This is a genomic window from Metabacillus sp. KJ11-3 (assembly GCF_055808295.1).
Map to the genome: position 1 here is coordinate 1,568,956 of NZ_CM147865.1, position 16,904 is coordinate 1,585,859.

Here is a 16,904-nt window from a genome sequence, read left to right on the forward strand (position 1 = left end):
TATCCTGTTTTATTATATTGAAATATTTTAATCTGTGATTAGTGCTTCGATTTTTCGGTTGCGAACATTTTTCTCTTCATCAGTTGATAAATCATACTTCTTTAGTAGATGGAATAATTCATTTAATTCAGTTTGACTAGTATCTGTAGATAAAAAAAGTAAGCATTTTTCTACTAACTTAGTAGTAAGAAAGGGTGATTGATCTTGTAACTTTTTCTTCACATCTTCAGAAGAATGATCGATTTTACAATTACTCATGGTTGTTCGTTAACCTCCAATATGAGACATCTCAATTTTTTTCCTGTTCGTTGTTGCTTCTCCTCGTTCAACTGAATATTGGTCTTTTCGTCCACGCCAGATTGCCCGAATATGCTCTGCAAGCTCTTCGTCTGTTTTTTCTGAACGTATCTCTTCACGCAAATCATGACCAATAGACGCAAACAAACATGTATATAAAGAACCGCTGGCTGATAACCGAGCTCGATTACACGTTGAACAGAACGCATCTGAAACAGATGAAATGACACCAATTTCTATGTCGGAACCAATATAGCGGTAACGACTTGCTACCTCACCTGTATAATTTGGATCAATAGACTCTAACGGCATTACCTCGTGAATATCTTCAATGATTTGTTTTTTAGAATAAACATCTTTCAGGTTCCATTGATTCGTATTTCCAACATCCATAAATTCAATAAATCTTAAAATATGGCCTTTTTCTCTGAAATACTTGGCCATAGGGATAATTTCCTGGTCGTTCATCCCACGTTTAACAACCATATTAATTTTCACCTTTATTCCAGCCTCTGATGCTGCGTCGATACCGTCGATGACAGATTGAACTGAAACACCTCGACCGTTAATTTTTCCAAATACTTCATCATCAAGAGAATCAAGACTGATTGATACACGTTTTAACCCGGCAGCTTTTAATTCTTTTGCATATTTAGGTAAAAAATAACCATTTGTTGTCATAGCAATATCTTCAACACCGTTTATTTGGCTAATCCGATCAATAAGAGTAGACAAATCTTTCCGCATTAACGGTTCTCCACCAGTAATTCGAATTTTTTTAACACCTAGAGATTGAACAAAAATAGACGTCACACGTTCTATTTCTTCATAAGAAAGCAATTCATTTCTCTTTAAAAAAGGGTAGTCCGGTCCGAATATTTCAGCAGGCATACAATAAGTACAGCGGAAATTACATTTATCTGTAACAGAAATACGCAAGTCGCGCAGGGGGCGATCAAAGTAATCATAAGTAGTATGACTATTGCTCAATACGATTCCTCCCTTAATTTATTTTTCAATAATCCGTTCTGGATGGGAATAGACATTAAATGAAGTTCCTCTTATAAAGCCAACTGCTGTGATGTTTAAATCATCTGCAAGTTTGATGGCAAGATCAGTTGGAGCAGATTTTGATAAGACAATCCCAACACCTATTTTTGACGCTTTAACCAGGACTTCAGAAGAAATTCTACCACTGAATACGATAATTTTATCACGTACAGGGATTTCGTTCAAAATGCTATATCCGTATAATTTATCTAATGCGTTATGTCTACCTATGTCAGACCTGGAAATAATCATTTTTTCAGGTGTACATAAAGCTGCATTATGAACACCACCTGTTTCCTGAAAAACAATACTGCTTTCCTGCATTTCTTTCATTAGAGAGATGCACTGTGAAGGTGAAAGAGTTTGTTTGCTCATTGAGGTCTTTGATGTTTTAACATCATTTTGAAAATAAAACTGTCTGCTTTTACCACAGCATGATCCGATAAATCTTTTAGAGTAATATTGTTGGTTTGTTGTTACTTCAGCATAAAGTTTTACATAGGCATAGCCGGCTTCTTCATCAATGGAAATAGATTCAACTTCACGATAAAATCGAATAACACCCTCGGATGCCAAAAACCCAACGACCATTTCCTTAAAGTGTGTAGGAGTGCAAACCATTGTTGCAAATTCCACATTGTTGACGAATATTGTTAATGGAAATTCGGTTACAATGTTGTCGGTTGTATCAAATAAATTTCCATTTGAGTATTTACGAATGTTTTGATTGATGCTCATTTTCATGTCCATTTACCATCTCACCTAAATTATAAGATACATAACATATAATCATATTATGGTGTCATTAACAAGTATGAAAGTTTGTCAATTATGAAAGCAAAAGCTTTAAAAATCGAAAATTATTGTTGCCGAATAATAGAATACATGTTATTATTTCGGTACAAAGTTCATGATATTGTAACATTTTGAATCCGAGATAGCGACCCTGTCGTCGATTTAAATTGTTCCAAAATTGAAAGCGATTAACTGTTGGTCCGATAGTAGCGAATCCTGCTTGAAACTAACCGTCAATCACCACTTAGATAGGCAAGTTACCTTATTTGCTATCTAATTAGGGATTGACGGTTTTCTTTGTTTTAATGATGTATATATGTTATCAGAAGGCTTAATGCATGATAAACACTAATTTTTTTATTATTGAAATAATCTTTAAATAATAGAAACACAGCTTTACTAAAATTTATAGATAAGGCTTTATAAAATGAGGGGATGACTACATGAAAAAAACAAAAAATCGCTGGTTAATTGCCGCTTCGGCAGTTGGGATCCATATTTCCATAGGATCTGTTTATGCATGGAGTAACTTTACAAATCCATTAATGGAGGAGTTTGGATGGAGTGCTTCTCAAGTACAATTAACATTTAGTATTGCAATATTATTTCTAGGATTATCTGCAGCATTTTTAGGACACTTTGTTGAAAAGTACGGTCCACGAGCAGCTGGTTTACTCGCAGCAGGATTCTTTGGTGCTGGGGTCATTGGATCTGGATTAGCTATTAATTTAGGATCGCTACCTTTTCTTTATATTACATATGGAGTACTTGGAGGTATTGGGCTTGGTGTAGGATATATTGCACCTGTATCAACCTTGGTTAAGTGGTTTCCGGATAGGAGAGGACTTGCTACAGGTCTTGCGATAATGGGATTTGGATTTGCTGCTGCAATCGCCAGCCCTGTGATGGAATGGTTAATTAATTCTGTAGGAACAGCAAACACATTTTATATTCTCGGGCTATCTTACTTAATTATTATGACCTTGTCTTCCCTTTACTTAGAAAAGCCTGCTGCTGATTGGGCACCTAAGGGATTTGAGGCTAAGTTGAAATCGGGAAATTCTAGAATTAAAGAAGATTTAGCACAATTAACCGCAAATGAAGCAATTAAAACACCTCGATTTTATTATTTATGGGTAATGTTATTCATTAATGTAACGTGTGGAATAGCTATCTTATCTGCAGCAAAGCCATTAGCGGAGGAAAGTATTGGACTTACTACGGCAGAAGCAGCAACACTTGTTGGTATTTTAGGAATTTTTAATGGCTTAGGTCGTTTAGGTTGGGCTTCTATTTCAGATTATATTGGCCGACCAAATACGTACACAACATTCTTCGTCTTGCAAATTGTGTTATTTGCTCTGTTACCACATACAACAGAAGCATTATTATTCCAGGTTATGTTAGCGGTTATATATACTTGTTATGGTGGAGGATTCTCTGCAATTCCTGCTTTTATCGGAGATATATTTGGAACAAAGCAATTAGGAGCCATACATGGTTATATCCTTACTGCATGGGCTGCAGCAGGTTTAGCTGGTCCAATGTTCGCAGCTTGGATGAAGGATACAACGGGAAGCTACGGAACAAGTTTAACATTTTTCTCAGGATTGTTTGTCATTGCCTTACTTGTATCTATTGTGATACGTAAAGATATAAACCGGCTTCGTCAGCAACAAAACACTCACACAAAAAACTCCATTGCGGGATAATAATACTTCCACAAATGCATAAGGTATGGTAAAATACCTCATGCTAAAACCTCTAGTGGGTAGGAGGATATTATGAACAAGTACGAAGCAGAATTTAGTAATATCGTTCGCTCTTTCCGAAAAAAGCACATGGGTAAAGGTCCTAGTAAAATTACAACAACATTTTGTAAAAACTGGGCAATCTGTGAAATGGAAGGCAATCTATCACCAGTCGAAAGATTTATTGCTAGTGCAGATGAAGGGAAACAGGCGTTACGATCTGCAAGAACTGAAATGGTAAAACAAATTTACAGAAAGAACCCTCCTCTAGAGATGGAAGAGTTTTTAGGTTGTAAATTCGTTGACTTATTTGTAGATATTGATATTGACAGAGACTTCGGGATGTCCATCTTTGTTTTTGATGAAGACCTGCAGCAAAAGTTTATTAAATAAGGGTCATGAGGAATGCTTTAGAAGCCAGTATAACAGTTTTCTCAAATAATCGACGAAAGCTAATCTACCTATATACCAAATAGTTTAAGAGCTGAATAATATGACCAAACCTAAAGATTGTAATAAAATAAAATAACTGGTATGGCACTTGGTAGCGATCCTGCAAAAGACTAACCACCGTGATACTCTGCACCTTTTTAAGTTAAGAGTCTACGGTGGTTTTTTCTTTATACAAACTAAAATTAATGTAAATTATGCATAGAGGATCTTTCCGAAACTTTATTACAACGTAACAGATTTAAGAATGTAACCTATTAAATGAATTTTATAACGAGGAGTGATTTCAAATGGGAGAGACAAAACATCAAGGACCAATAAAAGCGACAAAAACACCTCAGCCAAAGCACTGGGTTAGTCCAATTCCATTTGGCCTAGGCAAGGTAAAACCTCATCATTTTAGAGATACAATGAAAGTAGCGTGGGATAACAAAGACAATATTGGATATGCAACACGTATTTTAACACAGGGTGTTTGTGATGGTTGTGCCTTAGGCGTTTCAGGGCTACAAGATCAGACGTTAAAAGGTCCGCATATGTGTACAACGAGAATGAATGTATTAAGACTCAACACAATGCCAGCATTAAAAGAAGAAATTGTTCATGCTGACATCGATGAACTACGAAAATATAGTAGCACAGATTTAAGAAAATTGGGACGTATTCCTTACCCGCTTATTCGTCGTAAAGGTGAGAGAAAGTTCTCTCGGCTAACCTGGGACGAAGCGATGGAGATCATTGCAAATAAAATGAAGCAATTGGATCCGAAGCAATATGCATTTTATTTAACCTCAAGAGGAATTACGAATGAATCCTATTATGTTGCAGGGAAAGTAGCTAGATTCCTTGGGACAAACAATATTGATAATGCTTCACGCATTTGTCACTCTCCAAGTAAAACAGCGCTAAAGCGATCAATTGGTGTGGGAGCTTCAACAGCGAATTACCAAGATTGGTTTGGTACTGATGTATTACTGTTCTGGGGAAGTGTAGCCTCCAATGCTTCACCAGTATCAACAAAATATATGCTGGAAGCAAAAAAAGAGGAACAAAAATTATCGTGGTTAACCCATACAGCGAACCGGCAATGGATAAGTATTGGATCCCATCAAATATGGAATCAGCCCTTTTCGGTACCAAATTAGCTGATGATTTCTATCAAGTTAATATTGGTGGAGATATTGCCTTTATGCATGGAATTATGAAGCACTGGTTTGAGATGGAAGAAAGACAATATGGATCAGCAATTAACCATGAGTTTGTCCAACAGCATGTAAATGGATATGAAGATCTAGTAAACCATGTGAAACAACAAACATGGGTTGACATCATCAAGTCTTCAGGTATTTCAAAAGAGAGAATCATAGAGCTGGCAGAGTTATTAGCAAAAAGTAAAAATGCAGTCTTTGCATGGGCTTTAGGACTAACCATGCATTCGTTTGCAACAGACAATATTTCACAAGTGGCGAATCTCGCCCTTTTACGCGGATATCTTGGACGTAAAAACAGTGGATTAATGCCATTCCGAGGCCACTCTTCTGTACAAGGATCAGGAGAAATGGGAGCAGATCCATTTGTTCTGCCAGGAAGCGGGTTTGATGAAGAGAACACAAAACGAATGGAACAAATTTGGGGTTTTGAATTGCCGAAATGGCAGGGAGATATTGTAGGAGTTACGTTAGAAAACATCTTACTGCCGGAAGATCATGAACGAAAAATTAAGCTCTATTATTTATCAGGCGGTAATTTCTTAGAAACAATGCCAGATCCGGATTTTGTAGAAAAAGCATTATCTGAATTGGACATACGTGTACACCAGGATATTATTTTGAATACATCTACACTTGTTGATGCGAAAGAAGCTGTTATTGTTCTGCCGGCAAAAACGAGGTATGAGCAAGAAGGAGGGGGAACATCAACTTCGACAGAACGTATGGTGTATTTTTCCCCTCAAATTGAAGGAAACAAAAATGAAATAGAAGAAGCTCGTGCAGAGTGGAAGATTTATATTGATTTAGCAAAACGGGTTAAGCCTGAAACAGCTAATCTTGTAGAATTTAAGTCAGGACAGGAAATTAGGGATGAAATTGCAATCGCAAATCGTGATTATGATGGAATTCAACACTTAAAAAAACAAGGTGATGTTTTCCAATGGGGTGGAGCTTGGCTTTGTGAAGGTGGAGTGTGTCCAACGTCTGATGGGAAAGGGAACTTGATTTCTGTGGAAATCCCTGAATTAGGAAAGAAAGAAGGCCAATTTGTTGTTACTTCAAGACGAGGTAAACAATTTAACTCAATGGTTTATAAAGAAACAGATCCGTTTAACGGAGCTGATCGTTATGATGTCTTGATGAATGGTGAAGATGCAAAACAATTAAGTATTGCTGAAGGAGAAGGCATTGTTGTCTACAATGGTTTTGGTGTTTTTCAAGGTAGAGCGAAATTTGTTGACATTGCTAGTGGAAACCTTGAAGTACACTTCCCTGAAGGAAACTTTTTGCTTCCAAGAGGCAGATATGAAAAATATGCCGGCATACCGGATTACAATATTACTGTAACAGTTGAAAAAGCGGATCGATACAATGCACGTAAAGATGTTCAATATGTAGAAAAACAAATAGATGATTTAGAAGTAAATGCATCGCTATAAGTATAAAACAGGCAGAACATTCTTGTTCTGCCTGTTTTCATGATTCCTGCTCATCACTAAGAATTGATAGTTGAAGTGAGATTAACTTTTCTTGGATAATAAGCAAATTTTGTCTCATTTTAACTTTAAGAAGTTGATCTTCAACATCAGTTGTTTTTAATTTATCCAGTTCTTGAAGAACAGATATAAATAATTGAGTCACTTCATTATGTTTTAGAATTAGATTCATTTTATCGAGCTTTTGTTGGCTATTCATTTGTTCTCCTTTAAATGTAAAAGTTTAAAGAATGTCATTACTTTGTGTCAGAAAATGATATACCTTCTATACCAGTCATTCAAAGAGACAATGTCATGAACACAATATGAGACATTTTTTGTCAATTAAACCTCTATCCCTATCATTCTACATTTGGATAAAATATCCTTTATCTCCTTCTCATTTTATTCAAATACTCTTTAATATCTATATTAAACAGTTATTTAGCTTTACATCTGTTTTCTAACACAAAGACACTGTTTATTAGATTTTGAATCTGCAAAATTTCTATTAAAATAGGAAAGAAAAGCAAGGTTGAGTATAGTTTAAAGTTCCTAACTTAGGAAAGGAGAAGGTGAATTTATGCAGGTAGTCGTGAAAGCGAATTGTTACTACATTCACTTGAAGCAATGCGAAAATACTTGAGAATGCGAGGAGATAGCCCTGACTTCTTCTTATGGTATAAAAAATATGTGATGCCTGAAACAGAAAAATACATTTATTTAGAAAATACACATCGCAAGCCTTTATGTGTTGATGAACTAGCTAGAAAATTATCTGAGAAGTTTCAAGAGATAATGGAATAATTTAATAAATTTATTATGGCTGTAAAGCCTCTTTTCTTTTTGAAGAGGGCTTCTTTTAATTTTTTCAGGATAAGATATAATGAAAGATATATAAGATGTATCTTAACAGGAAAAGTTGGAGAGGATTCTTTTATTAAAATGGAGTGTTATTTATGAGGATTAGTTTGAATGAAGTAAATATGTATAAAAATTTTGATGAGTTAGCACAGGATATCTTGGAGATGGCACAAGAGTTTTTTCCTGGGAAGTTGCTCTTTCTCTCGAATTTTACTAATAACAAACAAATTATCCTTAAGCTATCTGATAAAGATACAGATATCTCTCTAAGTGAAGGGATGTCTATCGAACTTAACCAAACTGTTTGTAATAAGATTGATTTTAAACAAAACAAACCACTAATGATTGAGGATATAAAGAATGAACCAGGCCTTGTTGATTTAAGAAATATGCTTGAGGAAGCCAACATACATTCATATGTTGGAGTCCCTATTACTGTAGGAGCTGGCGAGGCGTTTGGGACATTATGTGCTGTTCATCATCATGATAGTGAGTTTTCGAATAAAAGTGTTAAAATGTTACAAAGAATTGCCCGAATGTTTTCATACTATTTAGAACTAGAGCGTCTCGCATTACGGGATTCTTTAACAGGGCTTTATAATCGATATTTTTTATATAAATATTTTGATCATTATTCAGTCAAGGATGGAGCTATATTCTTTTTGGACTTAGATGGATTTAAAATGATTAACGATAAATATGGACATGAAAAAGGTGACCTTATTTTAAAAGAAACTGCTATTAGGCTTGAATTGTTCCTAAAGCAAAAGCAAACAGGTTATGCGGTAAGACTAGGTGGTGACGAATTCATCATTGTGATAGAAAATGTGACTTCAAAAAAGGTGTTAACGGAAATATCAGAAAGCATACTAACGCTTTTATCTTCATGGGATAAAAATATGCAAGAGTCTCAATTATCCGTTAGCATTGGAATTGATACCTATACCTCAAGAGAGAAGGTCGATGTAGATTCCCTTTTGAAAAATGCTGATCTAGCCTTATACCGTGCAAAATCAGAAGGAAAGAACAGATATCAATTTTTCATTTAAGATGGCGATTTAAAAATAACATAAAAAAAGACTCTTTTTTAAAGGAGTCTTTTTTAGTTATTTTCGTTTCTAAGACGAATTAATATGGTCTGCAGAGCTTTATCAAAACTTACTAACTCCTTAGTATTCATAGATAAATTCTCAAGTAATTTTGACGGAATGCATGTTGCTTTTTCTTTCATTTCTTTCCCTTTATCTGTAAGAGAGATAATAACACTTCTCTCATCTTCTAAAGACCTTTGGCGTCTAATAATATGATTTGCTTCCATCCTTTTTAACATTGGTGTTAATGTACCGGAATCTAAGAATAATTTCTTGCCGAGCTCCTTAACGGTTATGGAATCAGTTTCCCATAATACCAATAAAACAAGATATTGAGGATAAGTAATGTCCAAATCTGCAAGTAAATCACGGTAAAGTCTGGTGATTTCTCTTTCAGCTGTATATATTTTAAAACAAATTTGATTTTCTAATTTTAACAGTTCACTCATTTACAATGGTTCCTTTCAAAGTTACTACCAGTATTATAGTACACAATATGAATGTTTTCAAAAATAATTGTGGGCTATTTAATTGAGAGATTGTGTGGGATCTAAAGATATGTGACATTAGCAGTTGGAAAAGTGTTAGGCAAATTGGTCAAGAAAATACAAAGACCGTTCAGGTTGTCTTACATCCAATTAGGATCATAAAACGATGCTGAACGGCATATTTCTACTTATTTTTATTCTTCATCATTTATTTCACCATCACCAATCTCATCTTCCCCTGGTGCATCGTCACATGCAACAACAGATGTAGCAAGCAGAGCTGCTAGTAAAATTGCAAAAAGCTTTTTCATTTTGTGGTTCACCTCATTTCACAATGATTTAAATAATCAACTATTATTTTTACCTTGAGGGATTTTGTTTATGTATTTTTTTTGGCTTTCGCGTTGTGAATGCTTATATATTTTCATATGCATTTATCACCTACCATGATAAAATAAAGAAGTTCTTATACATAACAGGAGGAAGAGAATGGACGCTCTAGCCAAAAGATACATAGAATTATATCTTCATTTTTCTGAAGACTTAGGCAGGTTTCTAACTGAACCTGAACAGGAATTTTTAAAATGGCTTGTATCAAATGAATAAGATCTAAAATGAGAGGGTTAACAATACAGGTGTTAGCCTTTTTACTTTGGGAAAGTAAATCTGTACCATGTATTAAACGTAAATTGAAACCTTTTTTACACATCATCCGTATAAGATAATATACATTGGTATATTTGGAGGGAGATTTTTGAAAAGATTTTTTATGATGTTTGCCATTTTTACATTAATGATCAGTTCAGCTTGTTCTGTAGTAGATGAGGTAAATAAATCGGTGAATTATGTTGATGAATCCACTAGTTATTTAACATCAGTAAGTGATTTTGCTGAACAAGCACCAAATTTAATACAGACTGCGGTGACAGATGAAACTTCAAGAGATGAACTTGAAGAACAACTTCAATCATTACGTCAACAAATGGAAGAATTTAATAACCTTGAAGCTCCAGCGATTGCTGAGGATGTCCATCAGGATATTGTGACCCAAAATGAAGCAGCTTTAGAGAAGATTGATCAACTTTACAAGGATGGAGAGCTTGTGGTGGATGAACTACAAAACTCTGAAATTGTTCAAACGCTAGAAGACATAAGTTCACTTATGAATACAGTTCAAAGCTTAGAATTATAAATAAAATGATGTTCCGGGGCTGGGTCTTATGCTGCGTATTTTATATGTGCAGGAGGCCTAGCTCTATTTTTTCCTCTTGTTATAGAGGGGTTGCTTAACTTTTCTTTTTTTTATTTTTAGTATAAGATATATCCATGTGATACTATGACCAAGTCATAATAAATATAATTTTATCATTAAATAAAGCATTCATATATACAGAGACTATTTTTTCACTAGGGGAGAGACTTATCATGAGAAAAAGAGTAGTTATAACAGGAATTGGGGCTGTTACTCCATTAGGCAATGATGTTCAAACAACTTGGGAACATGCCAAAAAAGGAGTTTCAGGAATTGCAGAATTGACAAGAGTTAATTCGGAGCCTTTCAATGTAAAAGTTGCTGCTGAGGTAAAGGATTTTTCACCACAGGACTTTATTGATCATAAAGAGGTTCGCAGAATGGCCAGATTTACGCATCTTGCTATTGCAGCCAGTAAAATGGCTATTAAAGATGCGGGGGTAGATATTGGGAAAGATGTACCAGCAGAAAGAGTAGGAGTATGGATTGGTTCAGGTATTGGGGGACTTGATGAATTTGAGGAGCAGCATAAACGTTATTTGAATAAAGGACCCAAACGGGTTAGCCCATTTATTATTCCCATGTTTATACCTGATATGGCTTCAGGCCGAGTGTCAATTGAGTTAGGTGCAAAAGGAATTAATAACTGTTCAGTTACCGCGTGTGCTTCAGGTGCAAACTCTATTGGAGACGCCTTCAGGGTTATACAAAATGGTGGAGCTGATATGATGGTGACAGGAGGTTCTGAAGCATCAATTACAGAAATGACGATTGCAGGTTTTTCAAATATGACAGCATTATCAACAAATCATGATCCCGTTAGTGCAAGCCGTCCATTTGATCAAAACCGTGATGGTTTTGTTATCGGAGAAGGATCGGGAATCCTTATTTTAGAAGAGTTGGAACATGCGTTAGCACGTGGTGCCAACATTTATGGTGAAATAATAGGATATGGTGCAACAGGTGATGCATTTCATATTACTACGCCAGCGCCGGAAGGAGAAGGTGGGCAACGAGCGATGAACCTGGCATTAGAAGATGCGAATCTTTCACCAGATCAAGTGGATTATATCAATGCACATGGTACGAGCACGTATTATAATGATTTGTATGAAACAAAAGCGATTAAGACTGTTTTTGGAGATCATGCACATCATCTTTCTGTTAGTTCCACTAAATCAATGACAGGACATCTGCTAGGTGCGGCGGGGGCTGTAGAAGCTATTTTTTCTCTATTATCTATGAGAGATGGTATAATCCCGCCAACAATTAACTATACAACACCTGACCCTGAATTAGACTTAGATTATGTGCCTAATCATGCAAAACAGGCAAAGGTTGATGTTGTTTTATCAAACTCACTTGGTTTCGGCGGACATAATGCAACATTGTTGTTTAAGAAATATGAATAAAAAACCTATATTAGAGTACGCCATAAAAAATGGCGTGCTCTTTTTAAATTTTAATGATCCTTTTTCCTTTTCTTTATTTCTTCTGTTACTACAAAAGCAAGTTCCTCATTACTGTATAAAGATAATACATTTAGAAGAGTTTGGTCTGGAATATGTTCAGATTCGCCTTTAGGTACCGTTAAATCAATCGTTTGCTTTAATGCATAATTGGCACTTTGATGAGGATATGCTCTGAAATAGACTTCAATTGGATCAAGATCATGATTTACACACCATTGAGCAAAGATGAGAATCATCATTTGTTCATCTTTTTGATAGTTTTCAATAATTTTCTGTTCTATTTCTTTAGAATTCACTTTATAAAACTCCTTTGTCAGATATATACACATTATAACGAATTGACGGTTGAATTCCTACTTTCGTTCCTTTTTAAAATAGGCATTCACCCCTGTGAGATTATCTACATAAAGTAAGGTAAAGGTGTGTGAAAGGGTGGTTAGATGACAAGTACAGTTCGTCATTATTATGCAGGCGGAAATACAGCAAAAGGCTTTTATAGTTTATATGATTCTGTTTTAGAAGGATTAGATCGGATATATATCTTAAAAGGTGGTCCCGGTACAGGTAAATCTTCTTTGATGAAGAAGATAGGTAGTCTTATGGAAGGAAAAAAGCTTGATGTAGAATATTTGCATTGTGCTTCAGATAACAACTCAATTGATGGAGTTATTTTACCGGAATTGAAGATTGGCATCGTTGATGGAACTGCACCACACGTCATAGAGCCAAAAGCACCTGGTGTGATTGAAGAATACGTAAACCTAGGTGTTGCGTGGGACTCGAGGAAACTAGTCGAACATAAGGATGAAATTTTAGCTCTTAACAAAAAAATCTCGGAAAAATTTAACAAAGCATATGATACATTTGCAGCTTCATTACGTGCACATGATGATATAGAAGAGATTTATATTTCCAATATGGACTTTTCAAAAGCAAATCAATTAACAGAAGATATTATATCAAATTTTTATAAAGAGCAATCACTTGAAAAGGAACCAAAAATACAGCATCGTTTTTTAGGAGCAGCAACACCGGATGGAGCTGTTGATTTTATTCAAAATTTAACTGCTGATATTGAAAAACGGTATTTTATTAAAGGAAGAGCAGGATCTGGAAAGTCAACCATGTTGAAAAAAATTGTCGCTGCAGGTGAAGAGCGTGGATTTGATGTCGAAGTCTACCATTGCGGATTTGATCCTAATAGCCTTGATATGGTCATACTTCGTGAATTAGGTATAGCTATTTTTGATAGCACGGCTCCTCATGAATATTTTCCTGATCGCGAAACAGATGAAATCATTGATATGTATGAAACATGTATAATACCAGGGACAGATGAAAAATATGCCGCTGATATTGAAAGAACAACGAAAGCATATAAGGATAAAATGAAAGAAGCGATTTCATATTTAGCTGAAGCCAAACAATTACGTGATCAATTGGAAGCATACTATATTGAAGCAATGGATTTTAATAAAGTTATCCAAATCACAAGGGAAATTATGAATAAAATAGAGTTATTTATTTCAGATAAATAAGTTGACAGGGACAGTCTTTTAGAGACTGTCCTAATTTAGTATTGAAACACTGCCGATACTTTTGCTTCGATTTCAATTTTGTTGCTTTGGATAGGTGGAGCTCCTTGTGATATAGATTCTGTTGAAAGTGCCATTGAAAATGGCCGAGGTGAGAATGTACCTGATATTTCAGTAACTTTTATGGGAATATTATTTATTGTTACACCAATTTGGTCTCCCAGCTTTATCGCTTTTTCTGTTGCGTTTTTCATCGCTTGTTGTAAAGCTTCCTGATATAGATTGTCACGAGTTGAAACATCAAAGCGAATGTTTTCCGCAATATTTGCTCCTGCTGCAACAGCAGCTTTAAAGACAGATCCCAGTTTATCTAAATTTTTTATTGTTATTTCCAGTATATGCTGAACTCTATATCCAGTCAGGATTGAAGATCCTTCAGTAAATTCATAGACTGGCTGGATTGTATAAGAAATCGTATTGATATCATCACTAGAAATATTTATTTTATTTAGGTTTGAAAGGACATTGTTTGAAATAAGGGCATTTTGCGATTGCGCAGAATCTGCATCTTTTGACTCGGTTACAATTCCAATTTGAATAATCGCCTGGTCGGGTGGAACAGTTATTTTTCCATTGCCTTCAACAGTCAACCTTCCTCGCTCTGTTGATGTCATTCTGGTCATTGAAATAGGGGATTGAAAGTAATGAGGTGTAAAAAAGGACATGTTTATCAACCTTTCATTTAAAAGGTACTAATGAGAGACACTAAATCGATAAATTTTCATTTAAAGTTTGTATGAAGTTACCTATTATTGGTAAGATAAAGAAGTAATCGTAATATATGTACGCGTGAAAGGAGCATTTATTCATGGACAAGATTGAAGTTGGAGAAATATTTTCTATTACAGATGAAAACAATGAAGAAAATGAGGTTGAGGTGCTTGCTGCCATTACAATAGAGGGCACTGACTATGTTGCCGTAGGCTTTGTCGATGATATCCGTGATGAAACGGATGAAGATATTGATGTGTTTTTTATGAAGTTGGACCAAGAGGGAGATTTAGCTCCGATTGAAAGTGATGAAGAGTTTGAGAAAATCTCGTCTGTTTTCGATGATATTCTAGACGAAGAGGAGTAATGACTTGGAATAGGGAGAAGGGAACTCTCTATTCCAGTTATTTTTTTACCATTATCCATGACATATCAGAATTGACAACTGTATAGCCAAGTCGATGAAGATGTTTTCGAATACCGCTGCGTTCCCATGTTAGAAAAAGTGAATGCTTTAAAGCATGTTTCGGATAAAAAATCCCGATTGTTGTTAACTCGTCAAATGATATTCCTTTTTGAACATAATTTTCAATTATTTCATCACGTTGGTCAATTATATCAAGATAATCGATCATAGCCGCATGAAATTGCTTCTTATTGAATATTCCTTTTTGATGTCCTGTTATAAAGTATTTTGCATCTAGTGAGAGGAGTCGCTTAGCTGAGCAAATAAATTCATCGATACATCCATCTGTGCCATTATACCAAGGACCAAAAGATGTCATATCATAATCACTGGTAAACACAATTCCTAAGTCTGGGAAAAAAGGACAGCTAAGCCCTTTTGTGTGACCAGGGGTATGTAAGAAGTGAACATGAACATTTCCAAATGAATATTTTTTTTCATATTCATAATATCCATTAATCTCAGTTAAACTTTTAATCCATTCTTCAGGAATTTCGTTTCCCCATTTCTTAACACCTTCAGGACCCCATTCTTGAAAAATTCCATTAGCTTTTGAAATCCCTTCAATCGTTAAGGGCATATGATATTCAATTCGATTAATCCATTTTTCAGTATCAGAAAAAAGTGTATTATGACAAGTATGATCAGGATGATAGTGTGTATTGATGATCAAATCAATACCCGAATCAAGTTGAAGCTGCTTTAATAGGGATGGATCCGCACCAGTATCAATTAATACCTTTTCACTTGAGCCATCAATGTACAGGCTTCTTGAATAAGGAACCTTACTTCTGTTAGGACCTTCAATGATTTTAACAGGACCGATTTGTTGCACAAACATCACCTCTGACAAGTTATGAATGAATACTCATTCATTCTATCATACCTAAAAGAAAATGAGAACGAACTTTTATACATTCACTAAAAAAGACAAGCATATGATAAGAAGAGGACAAAAGGGTGTGAGTTAATTAATATGATAACTAGTGGGAATAAGTATGCTGCGTCATTATATGCAACCATGTCAATAACGTTTTGGGGTGTATCATTTGTTTCAACAAAAGCTGTGTTAGATAAGCTGGATCCTTTTACACTTTTAGTGATTAGATTTGGGATTGGTGCTGTGTTTCTATTCTTTCTTTTGATGATTTTAAATGAGAAATTGCTCATCAATATGACATATGTCCCTCATTTAATTGTTTTAGGTATATTAGGAGTTTTTATTCATCAAGTTATACAAGCAAGTGCACTTCTCACAATAGATGCTTCGTCTGCAGGGTGGATGATTTCACTGTCACCGATTTTCACCGTCATTTTATCAATGTTTTTTCTTCATGAAAGAATGACGCTATTCAAAGGTGTCGGGATGATACTGGCCCTATTCGGTGTATTCTTGGTGACAACTGCTGGAAGTGAACAAACATTTGAACCTGTTTTAAATATAGGGTATTTACTCATGTTAGTAAGTACATTAAATTGGGCGATCTATTCGGTTCTCCTTAAAAAGTTAAATATACCATTATCTCCTCTTGTGATTACGTTTTATATGAGTACAATCGGGTTTATACTAACTTTTCCATTTTTAATAAGAAATAAAGGGTGGGAATCACTTTCACATTTACAAACAGACGAGTGGGCTCATTTATTTTTTTAGGCATCTTTGTCTCAGGAGTAGCTTATTGGTATTGGGCAAAAGCACTTCAAGTGTTAGAGGCAACACAAGTGTCTGTATTTCTCTATTTAGAGCCGTTAGCAACATTGATTGCTGCAGTGGTTTTACTTCATGAAAAATTTATTCTCATAAGTGTAATAGGAGGCATCATAATTATTATTGGAGTTGTATTTGTAAATGGTCAGCTGCACTATGTCTTGAATTGGTTCTATGGTAGAAATAAACATTAATTAATCATCCATACTCCTTGGTAAGGTCAGACAG

General features: G+C 35.1%; 15 protein-coding genes and 2 pseudogenes. 9 read left to right on the plus strand and 8 right to left on the minus strand.

Annotated elements, in window-relative coordinates:
• Positions 1-27 precede the first annotated feature (27 nt).
• From AC0L8O_RS08280 to fdhD, 3 genes are read right to left on the minus strand one after another with little or no spacing between them, the layout of a single operon-like run.
• Positions 28-258 carry a hypothetical protein gene (locus AC0L8O_RS08280; RefSeq protein WP_473447272.1) on the minus strand — a complete coding sequence of 77 codons (231 nt, stop codon included), beginning with the start codon at positions 256-258 and terminating at the stop codon, positions 28-30.
• A gap of 9 nt (positions 259-267) precedes the next feature.
• Positions 268-1,293, minus strand: a complete 1,026-nt coding sequence (gene moaA, locus AC0L8O_RS08285; RefSeq protein WP_473448767.1) for a GTP 3',8-cyclase MoaA — start codon at positions 1,291-1,293, stop codon at positions 268-270.
• Between the two features lie 12 nt (positions 1,294-1,305).
• Positions 1,306-2,097, minus strand: coding sequence for a formate dehydrogenase accessory sulfurtransferase FdhD (gene fdhD, locus AC0L8O_RS08290; protein ID WP_473447274.1), 792 nt, complete (start codon positions 2,095-2,097; stop codon positions 1,306-1,308).
• 488 nt (positions 2,098-2,585) lie between these two features.
• On the opposite strand from fdhD, the gene AC0L8O_RS08295 reads away from it, so the two are divergent.
• The 3 genes and pseudogenes from AC0L8O_RS08295 to AC0L8O_RS08305 all read left to right on the plus strand — a co-directional run bounded on the left by AC0L8O_RS08295 (position 2,586) and on the right by AC0L8O_RS08305 (position 6,993).
• Complete coding sequence (locus AC0L8O_RS08295) at positions 2,586-3,854, plus strand: L-lactate MFS transporter (RefSeq protein ID WP_473447276.1); 1,269 nt, start codon at positions 2,586-2,588, stop codon at positions 3,852-3,854.
• A 72-nt stretch (positions 3,855-3,926) separates the two neighbouring features.
• On the plus strand, positions 3,927-4,286 hold the full coding sequence (locus AC0L8O_RS08300) for a Na-translocating system protein MpsC family protein (protein WP_026560116.1): 360 nt from the start codon (positions 3,927-3,929) through the stop codon (positions 4,284-4,286).
• A 347-nt stretch (positions 4,287-4,633) separates the two neighbouring features.
• A pseudogene (locus AC0L8O_RS08305) lies at positions 4,634-6,993 on the plus strand (FdhF/YdeP family oxidoreductase).
• Positions 6,994-7,030: 37 nt separating this feature from the next.
• Here the strand turns inward: AC0L8O_RS08305 and AC0L8O_RS08310 are convergent.
• Positions 7,031-7,249, minus strand: a complete 219-nt coding sequence (locus AC0L8O_RS08310) for a hypothetical protein (RefSeq protein ID WP_473447278.1) — start codon at positions 7,247-7,249, stop codon at positions 7,031-7,033.
• A gap of 739 nt (positions 7,250-7,988) precedes the next feature.
• Here AC0L8O_RS08310 and AC0L8O_RS08315 point away from each other — a divergent pair.
• Positions 7,989-8,942 (plus strand): GAF domain-containing protein, encoded by a 954-nt coding sequence (locus AC0L8O_RS08315; RefSeq protein ID WP_473447280.1) that lies wholly within the window; start codon positions 7,989-7,991, stop codon positions 8,940-8,942.
• 53 nt (positions 8,943-8,995) lie between these two features.
• On the opposite strand, the gene AC0L8O_RS08320 is transcribed toward AC0L8O_RS08315, so the two are convergent.
• Positions 8,996-9,433 carry a MarR family winged helix-turn-helix transcriptional regulator gene (locus AC0L8O_RS08320; RefSeq protein ID WP_473447282.1) on the minus strand — a complete coding sequence of 146 codons (438 nt, stop codon included), beginning with the start codon at positions 9,431-9,433 and terminating at the stop codon, positions 8,996-8,998.
• A 793-nt stretch (positions 9,434-10,226) separates the two neighbouring features.
• On the opposite strand from AC0L8O_RS08320, the gene AC0L8O_RS08325 reads away from it, so the two are divergent.
• Both AC0L8O_RS08325 and fabF read left to right on the plus strand, forming a co-directional pair.
• Positions 10,227-10,664, plus strand: a complete 438-nt coding sequence (locus AC0L8O_RS08325; protein ID WP_473447284.1) for a DUF6376 family protein — start codon at positions 10,227-10,229, stop codon at positions 10,662-10,664.
• 230 nt (positions 10,665-10,894) lie between these two features.
• Positions 10,895-12,136, plus strand: a complete 1,242-nt coding sequence (fabF, locus tag AC0L8O_RS08330) for a beta-ketoacyl-ACP synthase II (RefSeq protein ID WP_473448770.1) — start codon at positions 10,895-10,897, stop codon at positions 12,134-12,136.
• Positions 12,137-12,186: 50 nt separating this feature from the next.
• On the opposite strand, the gene AC0L8O_RS08335 is transcribed toward fabF, so the two are convergent.
• A complete protein-coding gene (locus AC0L8O_RS08335) occupies positions 12,187-12,492 on the minus strand; it encodes a hypothetical protein (protein WP_473447286.1) in 306 nt (101 codons plus the stop codon).
• 144 nt (positions 12,493-12,636) lie between these two features.
• Between AC0L8O_RS08335 and AC0L8O_RS08340 the strand changes: the two genes are divergently transcribed.
• Positions 12,637-13,734, plus strand: a complete 1,098-nt coding sequence (locus AC0L8O_RS08340) for a PRK06851 family protein (RefSeq protein ID WP_473447288.1) — start codon at positions 12,637-12,639, stop codon at positions 13,732-13,734.
• Positions 13,735-13,769: 35 nt separating this feature from the next.
• Here AC0L8O_RS08340 and AC0L8O_RS08345 read toward each other — a convergent pair whose 3' ends face one another.
• Positions 13,770-14,456 (minus strand): SIMPL domain-containing protein, encoded by a 687-nt coding sequence (locus AC0L8O_RS08345; protein WP_473447290.1) that lies wholly within the window; start codon positions 14,454-14,456, stop codon positions 13,770-13,772.
• A 143-nt stretch (positions 14,457-14,599) separates the two neighbouring features.
• On the opposite strand from AC0L8O_RS08345, the gene AC0L8O_RS08350 reads away from it, so the two are divergent.
• Positions 14,600-14,869, plus strand: a complete 270-nt coding sequence (locus tag AC0L8O_RS08350) for a DUF1292 domain-containing protein (RefSeq protein WP_216773991.1) — start codon at positions 14,600-14,602, stop codon at positions 14,867-14,869.
• Between the two features lie 37 nt (positions 14,870-14,906).
• Here the strand turns inward: AC0L8O_RS08350 and AC0L8O_RS08355 are convergent, their stop codons facing one another.
• The gene (locus tag AC0L8O_RS08355) at positions 14,907-15,803 is read right to left on the minus strand and encodes an MBL fold metallo-hydrolase (RefSeq protein ID WP_473447292.1); all 897 of its coding nucleotides are present in this window, start codon (positions 15,801-15,803) and stop codon (positions 14,907-14,909) included.
• Between the two features lie 186 nt (positions 15,804-15,989).
• Here AC0L8O_RS08355 and AC0L8O_RS08360 point away from each other — a divergent pair.
• A pseudogene (locus tag AC0L8O_RS08360) lies at positions 15,990-16,870 on the plus strand (DMT family transporter).
• Positions 16,871-16,904 lie beyond the last annotated feature (34 nt).